Genomic DNA, 12500 nt, shown 5'->3' with positions numbered 1-12500 from the left:
GACTTAAATAGCCGCCTGCGCGCGCTTTACGCCCAATAATTCCGGACAACGCTTGCCCCCTACGTATTACCGCGGCTGCTGGCACGTAGTTAGCCGGGGCTTTCTTCTCAGGTACCGTCACTCCGGTAGCAGTTACTCTACCGGACGTTCTTCCCTGGCAACAGAGCTTTACGATCCGAAAACCTTCATCACTCACGCGGCGTTGCTCCGTCAGGCTTTCGCCCATTGCGGAAGATTCCCTACTGCTGCCTCCCGTAGGAGTCTGGGCCGTGTCTCAGTCCCAGTGTGGCCGTTCACCCTCTCAGGTCGGCTACGCATCGTCGCCTTGGTGAGCCGTTACCCCACCAACTAGCTAATGCGCCGCAGGCCCATCCCTTAATGACAGATTGCTCCGCCTTTCATTCTCTCTTCAGGAGAAAAAAGAAATTATCCGGTATTAGCTACCGTTTCCGGTAGTTATCCCAGGTTAAGGGGCAGGTTGCCTACGTGTTACTCACCCGTCCGCCGCTAAGCTTACCCCGAAGGATAAACTCCGCTCGACTTGCATGTATTAGGCACGCCGCCAGCGTTCGTCCTGAGCCAGGATCAAACTCTCCAAATTGGTATTTAGAAAGAGCGATTGCTCATTTTGAAACATCTGACGAGAATTTACATTCTCTACTTTTGGATCTCACCGAAGTGATTTCCGATACTCACTCGTTGTTCAGTTTTCAAAGATCAAGCTCGTCGTCGCTTTCGATTATCTCGTCAGCAGCAACTCTTATACTATATCACATCCAGTCGTTCGTTGCAAGCTCTTTTTTTAATTTCTTTTTTCGAGCTTAGCTTCGACGCTTTTCAGCGTTTCGCGGCCAGATATAGAATATATCATGTATAGAAACGTAATGCAAGCATTATTTTAAACAAATTAAAAGCTGTCTTAAGTCCAGTCTATTTCCGCAATTGCTTCCGGGCTAAGACAGCTCTAATGGATTGTAAGCCTTTATCATAACTTTAAGCGATTATCTCCATAATGTGCAGCTCACGCTCCAGCATCAGGTTCACAATATTGCCCTCCACCTGGACCATTGGTCTTGTAGGATTACTGCGGTCGGTAAAAATGATCTCTCCATGGCGGCCGTCACTTAGCTTAATTCGTGTTCCGTTATAGAGATCTGTAGTTTTTTGAATGAAGGTCTGAACAATTACCGGATCCAGCTTGCCGAAGCTCTCAGCCAGAATCTGTTCAAGCACCAGATAAGGCGATTGTGCCTTTCTGTAAGCTTTTCTTAGGGTCATCGCATGGAAGATATCAGCTACAGCTACAATCTTCGCATAGAAATGGATTTGGGTTCCTTCCAGACGCAGCGGATAACCTGATCCGTCTATTTTTTCGTGATGCTGAAGTGCCGCAAGTCTGACTCCCTCATTAATCGCCGTAACATTGCGCAGCAGCTGATATCCATAGGTTGTATGCCTGCGTACTTCTTCTAATTCGTCTCCAGTAAGCGGCGTCGGCTTCTGCAACAGTGCGGCATCGACCTTGGCATTCCCTATATCATGCAGTAGGCCGGCAAATGCAGCCTGCATCCAATCCTTTTGCGGATAGCCGCACCATTGGGCAATCCGATACGAAGTGAGCGCTGAGAGCACGGCGTTATGGTAATTATAGTCCTCATCATGAATAACCCGCGGGGCAAATTTTAGGACATGATAATCCTTAAGCTCATTGATTAAGGCTTCTAACTGGCTTCGTAACTCCAGAATAGGCAGTGGTGCAGCGGCGACAGAGCGGTATATCTGCTTAACAAGCGCCAGCAGTTTTTCATATTCGTCATGCAGCGAAGAATTGGTTTTGGCCAGCTGTGCCTCATTAATTGTTGCTCCTGCTTTAACGGGTGTGTTCTTGACAGCTGTTGTTTTGGGTTGTTCGGGAGCTTTATTCTCGATCTGTGCGCCTTCAATCTCCACTTGCTGGACAAGGAAGGCCTGCAGAATCTCTATATCCCGAGGCAAAATTACCTTCCCTTTAGAAAACAGCAGTCCTCCTAAAGGCGTGTTAACATCTTTAATAATCTTTGAACCTGGTTTTACTTCTGCCACGGTTACACTTGGCATATACTCAGCCCCTCTGTTTCTGTACAGCTTAGCTACTAATTAATCCTTTAATTATATTATGGATATATAGAAGCTACTAGATAGTGTACGGTCAATTCGATAAATTAATTAAAAAAGCACGGGCTTCTGTAATCAGAAATCCCGTGCTTCGGTATTAAATGCTACTCCAGACTATCCTCTTCACCCTCAGCATCTGCCAAAGGCTCCGAATCAGCCAATGTTTCTGCATTCACTTCCTGTGTTCCCTGTCCTTCTTCGCCGTCCTCAAGATCTGGCAGCTCATCTTCTTCTTTATCCGCTCTGCATAATGTAGCTACAGCATCATCCTCACGGATGTTGATAAGCTTAACGCCTTGTGCATACCGGCCCATAGTTGAAATTCCGTCCATACTGGTACGGATCAGTGTTCCGCTGGTAGTGATGATCATCAGATCCTCATCGCTCTTAACAACCTTAAGACCTACGACAGGACCGTTCTTATCGGTTAGGTTAATCGTCTTGATTCCTTTACCCCCACGGGTCTGGGAACGATAATCCCCGGCAGGTGTACGTTTGCCGTAACCCTTGGTCGTTACGATAAGCACTTCAAGATCCTTATCTACGCAATCCATACCAATAACGTGGTCATCTTCATCCAGGCTGATCCCTTTAACGCCGGTTGCGCTTCGTCCCATAGAACGGACATCATTCTCGGAGAAGGTAATCGACATACCCCGGGCAGTACCAATAATCAGATTCTGCTGTCCGTCAGTCAGCTTCACTTCAATCAGTGAATCCTCTTCACGAAGGTTAATGGCGATAAGTCCGCCTTTGCGGATATTGTTGTAATCCTCAAGCGGAGTCTTTTTCACAATACCTTCGCTGGTAGCAAAGAACAGATACTTGTCGCTGTCTGTCTCCTGTACCTGAATTACAGCACTGATCTTTTCACCCTGTTCAATCTGAATCAGGTTTATGATCGGTGTTCCCCGCGCAGTGCGTCCAAGCTCTGGAATCTCATAAGCTTTGATCCGGTATACCTTACCCTTGTCGGTAAAGAACAGCAGATAATTATGCGAGTTGCTCACGAAGAGATGCTCCACAAAGTCCGCGTCCTTGGTATCCATGCCGATTACGCCACGCCCGCCGCGCTTCTGGCTGCGGTATGTGCTGACCGGCAGACGTTTGATATAGCCGGTATGTGTAATCGTAATAACGACCTCTTCACGCGGAATCAGATCCTCATCAAGGATACTTTCTTCCCCGACCGTAATTTCGGTCCGCCGCTCATCGGAGTATTTATCACGAATTTCCTGCAGCTCGTTGCCGATAATCTCCAGGACTAGATGCTCGTTAGCCAGAATTTCCTTGTACTCGGAAATTTTGGCCAGCAGCTCATTATATTCGTTCTCAATCTTCTCCCGTTCCAGTCCGGTCAGGCGCTGCATCCGCATATCAAGGATAGCCTGTGCCTGCTCGACACTGAGATTGAATGTTTCCATTAAACCTTCGCGGGCGATATCGGTTGTGCGTGAACCTCTGATCAGAGCAATAATCTCATCCAGATTATCAAGCGCTATACGCAGACCTTCCAAGATATGTGCACGCGCTTCAGCCTTCTTCAGATCAAAAATCGTCCGGCGTCGGATAACTTCAATCTGGTGCTGCAGATAGTGGTAGAGCACATCACGGAGATTGAGAATTTTAGGCTCGTTGTTTACAATCGCCAGCATATTAATGCCGAAGGTCGATTGCATAGCCGTATGCTTGTAAAGATTGTTCAGCACAACGTTAGGGTTAACGTCGCGGCGCATCTCAATAACGACACGCATACCCGTACGGTCTGACTCATCGCGCAGATCCGTAATACCCTCAATCCGTTTCTCGCGGACCAGCTCAGCAATCTTCTCTACCAGTCTGGCTTTGTTAACCTGATAAGGAAGCTCGTGCACAATGATCCGGGCTTTGCCGCCGTTTTCCTCAATAGTCGCCTTGGCACGCATGGTTACTGATCCGCGTCCCGTACGGTAGGCTTGGCGGATACCTTCACGTCCCAAAATGTATCCGGCTGTCGGGAAATCCGGGCCTTGGATATACTCCATAAGCTCCATAGGTGTAATGTCCGGATTCTTAATCATAGCCTGTACACCGTCAATAACCTCTCCCAGATTATGAGGAGGAATATTAGTTGCCATACCTACTGCAATCCCTGATACCCCGTTAACAAGCAGGTTCGGATAGCGGGCAGGCAACACTGTAGGCTCATTCTCCTCACCATCATAGTTAGGCGCAAAATCAACCGTTTCCTTGTTAAGGTCACGCAGCATTTCGCCGGCAATTTTGGATAAACGGGCTTCTGTGTAACGCATTGCTGCTGCCATATCACCGTCGATCGAACCAAAGTTGCCATGTCCGTCTACAAGCATATAACGCATCGAGAAATCCTGAGCCATACGTACCATGGTCTCATATACGGCAGAGTCACCGTGCGGGTGATACTTACCGATAACCTCGCCGACGATTCTCGCTGACTTCTTATGAGGTTTATCCGGAGACATTCCGAGTTCAGACATTGCAAACAGAATGCGCCGGTGAACAGGCTTGAGTCCGTCCCGCACATCCGGCAAAGCCCGGCTGACAATGATGCTCATCGCATAATCCATAAAGGATTCGCGCATTTCCTCGCCAATGTCCCGGTCTTTGATTTGCGGGTTATTTTGTTCAGCCATGAGTTGCTGGACCTCCTTCAGTTAAAAACCGCTACCCTTAATTATATTACTTTCACAAAAACAGCACAATTAAACGGGGGTAGCCTTATATCTGCTATTATTCATTTCTTTTTAGCACGGGCAGGGGTATATGCCCTTTCCGCCAATGCCTCCAGTACATAGACTGTACAGACAAGTGGAACGGGTTCAAGACCCTATTTATGGTCATAGAGGTATAGCCCCATATCCTAATATTATAACATTATTTAGTTAACTTGTCCTGACAATTAAGAGCGCAATCTGCAATTAAGAAATAGGCTGGGAGGAAAATAATGAGGATTCAACGCGTGTCCAGTAAATGGGCCAAAACCAAAGTCATCCTGCAAAACCGCCAGCTGGCGATCTTCATTCCGGAAACGCGAAAATACAGTCTGGACCATCTGACCGAGCTGCTTGATATCTATGGTACGGTATACATCAAGCCTGACCGGGGTACTTACGGCATAGGTGTTATGCGGGCGGAACGGCGTGTTGTGCATTTAAGTCCAAGCAGGCAACAGTCTGATGATGAAGCTTCTGCAGCTGAAGACGGGAAGCCCGACAAGCCGGAGCAAATCATGTATGTGCTGCGTTATGGAAAAGATGCCGAAGTGTATAATTCATCCGCACAGCTTGACGCTGCTATTCTCCCCAAGCTTAATGGGCGCCCCTATCTGGTGCAGCAGGGCATTGATCTGCTCAAGCACCATGAACGTCCGTTTGATCTGCGTGTACTTACGCAAAAGACGCCATCAGGCGGCTGGGAAACGACCGGCATGCTTGGAAGAGTCGCTGCACCGCAGAAGGTAGTGACGAATTACCACAACGGCGGAAGCATTTTCTCTGTGGAGGCTTTGTTTAAAGAGCATATGAGCCCGGGTGAGATGGCCGGTATGATTCAACAGCTGAAATCATTAGGAGTCAGAATCGGTGCACAGCTTGAAACTGCCTATCCGGGACTTAAAGAGATCGGGCTTGATGTGGCTCTGGATCAGCATCATGATCCCTGGCTGCTTGAGGTCAATACCCTCCCGGCAATTATGGTATTTAAAACCTTCCCCGACAAATCCATTTACCGTAAAATCCGCCGCTATGCTATTTACTACGGGCGTCTGAAGAAGCCAAAACCTGCAGGGAGTAGTCGCAGGAAGCTCCGCCTGCAATAATCATACACCGGCAATGGCTGCCCGTTAAAAAAGAACCTCCGGTATCTATTCATCTGCGAATAGATACCGGAGGTTCTTGTTACAAGCAGGACTAATGATTATACATCAAGGTTACGGACAGACTGGGCATGCTCCTGGATAAATTCACGGCGCGGCTCTACGTTATCGCCCATCAGCGTATCGAAGATTCCGTCAGCCAGTATAGCATCCTCAATGGTGACCTGCAGCATCGTACGGCTCTCAGGGTCCATTGTCGTATCCCATAACTGCGTAGCATTCATCTCTCCAAGCCCTTTATAACGCTGAACGTTTACTTTCACATTTTCGCCGAAGCCGGCAATGATCTCATCACGTTCTCTCTCCGACTGTGCATAGCGGATTACCTTATTACGCTCAATCTTAAAGAGCGGCGGCTGGGCGATATAGATATAGCCCGCTTCGATAATTTTCCGCATGTACCGGTAGAAGAAGGTCAGCAGCAGGGTACGGATATGGGCACCGTCGACATCGGCATCGGTCATGATGACGATTTTGTGGTAGCGTGCTTTGGATATATCAAAGTCATCACTGATACCTGTACCAAGTGCTGTGATAATAGCCCGGATCTCGGCATTGGACAAAATACGGTCCAGACGTGCCTTCTCAACGTTCAGGATCTTACCGCGCAGCGGCAGAATCGCCTGGAAATGACGGTCGCGTCCCTGCTTGGCTGATCCGCCGGCGGAGTCTCCTTCGACGATATAAAGCTCACTTATCGAAGCATCCTTTGACGAGCAGTCAGCCAGCTTACCCGGAAGGGCGCTGACTTCAAGCGCACTCTTGCGCCGTGTCAGCTCGCGGGCTTTGCGGGCTGCTTCACGTGCACGGGAAGCCTGAAGCGACTTCTCCAGGACACGCCGGGAAACCGCCGGGTTCTCTTCCAGGAATTCCTGCAGCTTTTCACCGAACAGGGATTCAACAATGCCGCGGACCTCACTGTTACCAAGCTTAGTCTTAGTCTGGCCCTCAAACTGCGGCTCAGGAATTTTAACTGAAATAATCGCCGTCAGCCCTTCGCGGACATCATCTCCGGTCAGGTTGTTGCTGCTGTCCTTAATTACGCCGGTCTTGCGGGCATAATCGTTAATAATCCGCGTCAGCGCGCTCTTAAAGCCGGATTCATGCGTTCCGCCTTCATGTGTATTGATGTTATTGGCAAAAGAATAGATATTCTCTGTATACGAATCGTTATACTGCAGAGCTACCTCAACCGCAATCATATCCCGTGAACCCTCCACGTAGATCGGTTCCTCATGCAGCGCTTCTTTTTTCTCGTTCAGATACTTTACATACTCCACGATACCGCCGTCATATTTGAACGTATTGGATACTCCGGTCCGCTCATCCAGCAGCGAAAGCTCAATTCCTTTGTTCAGGAAAGCCAGCTCACGGATACGGGTAAGCAGAGTCGAATATTCAAAAATAGTCGTTTCAGTGAAAATCTCCGGATCAGGAAGAAACGTTGTTGTTGTGCCGGTCTCATCAGAATCACCGATAATCTTAATATCGTACTGAGGAGCACCGCGTCTGTATTCCTGCTGGTAAGCATGGCCGTCGCGCTTAACGGTCACTACTACCTTCTCGGACAATGCATTTACAACGGAAATACCAACGCCGTGCAGACCGCCGGAAACCTTATATCCGCCGCCGCCGAATTTACCTCCGGCATGCAGAACAGTCATTACAACTTCAAGCGTGGATTTCTTCAGCTTCACATTCTCGCCGACAGGAATACCCCGCCCGTTATCAATTACAGTAATACTGTTATCTTCATGAATAATCACTTGAATCCGGTCGCAAAAACCTGCCAGCGCCTCATCGATACTGTTATCGACAACCTCCCAGACCAAATGATGCAGACCCTTGGCGCTGGTAGAGCCGATGTACATGCCGGGACGCTTCCGGACCGCTTCCAGCCCTTCAAGCACCTGAATCTGGCTCTCATCATATGTCGGTTGATTCATTGACATGCCTTCACCTACTTCTTTCAGATTATCTCTTATAACCTCAACGATTTATATTTCCAACAAGATTTTGGCTCTTTTTTTGAGAGTGGAGGAGGAAATGGGGGAGTAGTATACCGTATTTTTAGTGACGACAATGGATTTGGCTTCCTCTTCACCGATCCGTTCCAATTTCTTGTCCTGTCCGGAATGAAGAATGAACTGTTTGGATACCTTAGAGGACTTTTCGATTGATATATCAAATATTGCTATCAGCTCTGAGGATCTTATAACCTTCTCCCCGCCCAAATGAATATACATGATCTGCCTCCGCTCTTTAAATCTCCACTTTTCCATCATGAACATGGTATAGGCTTGCGCCCTTCAGCTTGTCGGCGTTCAGACTCTCCACATCGGTAGCAGTAATAAACGTCTGCACCTTACTCTGAAAGGTTTCGATAAGCTGGGTCTGACGATAGGGATCAAGTTCGGACAAAACATCATCAAGAAGCAGCACAGGATATTCTCCGATCTCCTCATGGATCAGTTCAATTTCCGCCAGCTTGAGCGATAAAGCCGCCGTACGCTGCTGTCCCTGGGAGCCGTAGACCTGAGCTTCTCTTCCGTTGATAAAAAAGGACAGGTCATCCCTATGGGGACCCGTCAGCGTCATGCCGCGCCTAATTTCCTGTTCTCTCGTTTGTGATAACTTTAACATAAATTTGTCCAATAAAACAGCTTCATCTTCCTCTTCGCGCTCACCGAACGAGGGAACATACAGCAGCTTGAGCTCTTCTCCGCCATTCGTAATGCCCCGGTGAATGCTTTCGGCCCAGATCTGCAGCTTCTTTATGAATTGTTTCCTTTTTTTGACGATTTTAACACCGTGCTCAACAAGTTGGGCATCCCATATTTCCAAAAGCTCTTTACCGGCAGCTTCTTTGCCCCACAGCTGCTTGAGCAAATTGCCCCGTTGGAGCAGCACCTTTTGATACTGCTGTAAGTGAAAAAGGTAGCTGGGCTGCACCTGGCCGATTTCCATATCCAGAAAACGGCGGCGTATACCCGGCGTACCTTTGACAATCTCCAGATCCTCCGGAGCGAACATGACTACATTCAGCGAGCCGACGAATTCGCTTAAGCGCCGCTGCTCCAGCCCGTTTATTTTTGCCTTTTTGCCGCCAGCAGACAAAGTAAGCTCCAGCTTGAGGTCTCCGTATTTGCGCTCCACCTCAGCGACAATCTGAGCTGCCCCGGCAGGAGCGTCAAATGATATGAGCTCCTTGTCCTTGGAAGTGCGGTGGCTTTTGGTCATAGCCAGTACAAACAGAGCCTCCATGAGGTTTGTCTTGCCCTGGGCGTTCCGGCCGAGAATCAGGTTGACATCGCCCAGGCTTTCCAGACGCAGCAGCTCATAGTTGCGATAATGCTGCAGACCGATATTTTTAACAAACACGAAGCTTAGGCCTCCCCGAAGTACTACTCTTGTATTCCGCCGCCTTCAACCTCGAAAACGCCGTTATCCTGAACCTCTATTCTATCACCAGGGTAGAGCTTTCTTCCACGCCGTTCTTCCACTTCCCCGTTAACAAGCACATGTCCCTCCTGCAGCAGAGCCTTTGCCATTCCCCCTGTGGATACACAATCAGAGAGCTTCAAAAATTGGTCGAGCTTAATATATCCACTGTGGATAAGTATTTTTTTCATGTTTTTTATCCTTTCCACCACTTATCCACAGACGTGAACAGCAGCATTAATTAGTTGTGCGGTAAGGCAGAATGACATAAAGGCTGCGGCTGTCATCGAGCGGCCGGAGAATAATCGGGCTCATCATTCCGGTAAAAGCAATCACCAGCTGCTCGCTTTCGACAACCTTCAACACATCCAGCATATATTTTGAGTTAAAGGAGATTCTGAGCGGTTCGCCTTTGAAATCAATGACTTCCAGCTCTTCCCGTACTTTACCAAGCTCTGAGGAGCTGGAGGAAATTTCAACATCCCCGTTATCAAGCGTCTGCATCCGGACAATATTCGTTTTTTCCTCACGGGACAGCAAATAAGCGCGGTCAATCGATTCACTTAATTTTTTTGTGTCCAAGGTCAGTTCTGTTTTGTAGGCTGTCGGAATAATTCTAGAAGTATCCGGATAAATGCCGTCCAGGATACGGGAATAGAACAGCACCTTATCAATTTTGAACAGGACCTGGTTGTCTGCCACGACGATATCCACCAGCATGTTCTGGTCTGGAATAATTTTGCTCAGCTCGTTCAGCGTTTTACCGGCGATGACCACATTTGAGAACTGTACGCTTTCAGTGCCCTCAAGATGTGCAGCTCTTGTAGCCAGGCGGTGGCGGTCAGTTGCTGTAAATTTAAATTCATTATCGGTCAGATTCCACAGAATACCTGTAAGAATCGGTGTTGTTTCTTGGGTAGAAATAGAAAAAGCCGTCTGTTTGATCATATTTTTGAGCAGATCCCCTGGCAGGGAAACCGTCTCGTTCTCTTCAATGCTAGGCAGAACCGGGAATTCCTCCGGATCAAGACCTACAATCTGAATCTCAGTGGAACCGGAAGAGATGTAGGTCTGGAAGCCTTCCTTCACTTCCATGTGAATTTCCTTGGAGGGAAGCTTTTTGATGATTTCGACAAAAAACTTTGCCGGAAGCACTACGCTTCCCGGCTGCTCGACCTTAACCACTGTATGGCTGTCGTTTTCGGCCGGAATGAAGGATTGAATCGAAATATCTGTATCGCTGGCCGTCAGTGTAACGCCCTGATGGCTGACCTCAAACTTAATACCGGTCAGGATTGGAATGGTGGTTCTGCTGGATATAGCTTTGGATACATGTCCAATCGATTCATTGAGCTCATTTTTAAGAATGCTGATTTTCATGATTTCACTCCTAGCTGGAAAGTTGGGGGTTTGAACTGCGTGTATTTTGCTTCTGAACCTGAAGCTTTTAGAAGATTAATTATTATAGATCTTTATTAGTATTAGTAGTAGGGGCTCCGGTTATGTGGATAAGTCTAGAAAACAGCATAAAATTAAGCCTATTCACATGTGTATAGATTGTGCATAGGCTCTTTGTTCCTTAAGAAGGATTTTTAATTTTTTCTGCTAGATTATTTACCACTTTGTACAACTCCTGATCGACCTTTAATGACTGTGTAATTTTCTCATGAGCATGGATAACGGTTGTATGGTCGCGTCCCCCGAAGGCCTCTCCAATCTTGGGTAGCGAATAATCCGTCAGCTCGCGGGACAGATACATTGCAATCTGCCGCGGAAAAGCGACCGCCTTCGTACGTTTTCGAGCCTTAAAATCCTCCATGCGAAGATTGTAGTATTCTCCGACCCTTTGCTGAATATCATTGATGGTGATCATTTTGGGCCGGCTGGAAGGGATAATGTCCTTCAGTGCCTCGGCTGCCAGATGAGTTGTCACATCCTGGTTGGTCAAGGAGGAGTAGGCAACAACCCGGATCAGCGCGCCCTCCAGCTCTCGGATGTTCGTATCAATCTGGTTAGCAATGTACATCATAGCTTCATTGGGAATGTCGAGGTTCTCCGCCTTGGCTTTTTTGCGCAGAATGGCGATCCGTGTCTCCAGATCCGGCGGCTGAATGTCAGTGATCAGTCCCCACTCAAACCGGGAGCGCAGACGTTCTTCCAGCGTCGGGATCTCCTTAGGCGGACGGTCACTGGAGATGATAATCTGCTTGCGTTCCTCATGCAGGGCGTTAAACGTATGGAAAAATTCCTCCTGCGTTGATTCTTTGCCGGCCAGGAACTGAATATCATCAATAAGCAGAATGTCTACGTTGCGGTATTTGTTGCGGAAGCTCTCACCGCGGTTATCACGGATGGAATTGATGAATTCATTCGTGAACTTCTCGGATGAGATGTAAATCACCTTGTTGTTAGGGTTATGCTCCAGCACATAGTGCCCGATGGCATGCATTAAATGCGTCTTCCCCAGACCGACGCCGCCATAGAGGAACAGGGGATTATAAGCTTTGGCAGGCGCTTCGGCCACAGCCAGTGAGGCTGCATGCGCAAAACGGTTGCCGGAACCGATTACGAACGTGTCAAACGTATATTTCGGATTGAGCAGGTGAGTCTGTGCCTCCTCGCGCGATACTGCCGGCGAAGGTGCTGCCTGTTGAATTACAGGCTCTGCAGGCTTGTTCTCCTCAATAACAAATTTCACGTCTACCTGTTGTCCTGTTACTTCATAAACCGTTGCTCCTACCAGCTTGGTATAACGACTTTCCAGCCATTCTACGGCAAATGTTGTAGGCGCCGAGATAATCATAGCCTGGGAGCTGAACGAAATAGCCTTCGTTGCTTTAAACCAGGTATCAAAACTCGGTTTGCTTAGTTTAGTTTGAATAATCGATAAAATTTGCTGCCATAATTCGGAAGTATGGCTGTCCACAGACTGTCACTCCTTTAAATCTTCCAAATGTGGCGTCAGCCATGAAGTGGAAATGTCGAAGAAAATGGGTTCGTGCTGAATCTTATC

At 48.0% G+C, this 12500-nt stretch carries 9 protein-coding genes and 1 rRNA gene (1 of these 10 running past the window's edge); 1 reads left to right on the top strand and 9 read right to left on the bottom strand.

The genetic code is table 11. The features are described from left to right. The 3 genes from R70331_RS00050 to gyrA all read right to left on the bottom strand — a co-directional run. Positions 1-601: ribosomal RNA gene (locus R70331_RS00050) — 16S ribosomal RNA — on the bottom strand; it reaches 947 nt to the left of the window's first position. A gap of 392 nt (positions 602-993) precedes the next feature. Then, a complete protein-coding gene (locus tag R70331_RS00045; RefSeq protein WP_042171796.1) occupies positions 994-2097 on the bottom strand; it encodes an HD-GYP domain-containing protein in 1104 nt (367 codons plus the stop codon). A 161-nt stretch (positions 2098-2258) separates the two neighbouring features. After that, positions 2259-4805, bottom strand: coding sequence for a DNA gyrase subunit A (gene gyrA, locus R70331_RS00040; protein ID WP_042171794.1), 2547 nt, complete (start codon positions 4803-4805; stop codon positions 2259-2261). Positions 4806-5116: 311 nt separating this feature from the next. Between gyrA and R70331_RS00035 the strand changes: the two genes are divergently transcribed. After that, positions 5117-5989 carry a YheC/YheD family protein gene (locus R70331_RS00035; protein ID WP_042171793.1) on the top strand — a complete coding sequence of 291 codons (873 nt, stop codon included), beginning with the start codon at positions 5117-5119 and terminating at the stop codon, positions 5987-5989. 98 nt (positions 5990-6087) lie between these two features. On the opposite strand, the gene gyrB is transcribed toward R70331_RS00035, so the two are convergent. From gyrB to dnaA, 6 genes are all read right to left on the bottom strand, one after another. Next, positions 6088-7998, bottom strand: coding sequence for a DNA topoisomerase (ATP-hydrolyzing) subunit B (gene gyrB / locus R70331_RS00030; RefSeq protein WP_042171791.1), 1911 nt, complete (start codon positions 7996-7998; stop codon positions 6088-6090). 45 nt (positions 7999-8043) lie between these two features. Beyond that, a complete protein-coding gene (gene remB, locus R70331_RS00025) occupies positions 8044-8292 on the bottom strand; it encodes an extracellular matrix regulator RemB (protein WP_039868811.1) in 249 nt (82 codons plus the stop codon). A 16-nt stretch (positions 8293-8308) separates the two neighbouring features. Continuing rightward, complete coding sequence (gene recF / locus R70331_RS00020; protein WP_042171790.1) at positions 8309-9427, bottom strand: DNA replication/repair protein RecF; 1119 nt, start codon at positions 9425-9427, stop codon at positions 8309-8311. A gap of 23 nt (positions 9428-9450) precedes the next feature. Then, positions 9451-9678: a S4 domain-containing protein YaaA gene (gene yaaA / locus R70331_RS00015; RefSeq protein ID WP_039868807.1), complete on the bottom strand. Its 228-nt coding sequence runs from the start codon at positions 9676-9678 to the stop codon at positions 9451-9453. Positions 9679-9724: 46 nt separating this feature from the next. Continuing rightward, on the bottom strand, positions 9725-10867 hold the full coding sequence (gene dnaN / locus R70331_RS00010) for a DNA polymerase III subunit beta (RefSeq protein ID WP_042171787.1): 1143 nt from the start codon (positions 10865-10867) through the stop codon (positions 9725-9727). A 199-nt stretch (positions 10868-11066) separates the two neighbouring features. Beyond that, entirely contained in the window at positions 11067-12413 is a 1347-nt protein-coding gene (dnaA, locus tag R70331_RS00005) for a chromosomal replication initiator protein DnaA (RefSeq protein ID WP_042171785.1), read from the bottom strand. Between the last annotated feature and the right edge of the window lie 87 nt (positions 12414-12500).

The sequence above is a fragment of the Paenibacillus sp. FSL R7-0331 genome, from assembly GCF_000758645.1.
Classification (GTDB): Bacteria; Bacillota; Bacilli; order Paenibacillales; family Paenibacillaceae; genus Paenibacillus_AQ; species Paenibacillus_AQ camerounensis.
Note: the sequence above shows the minus strand (reverse complement) of the source record. Positions and strands in the feature narration are given on the sequence as shown.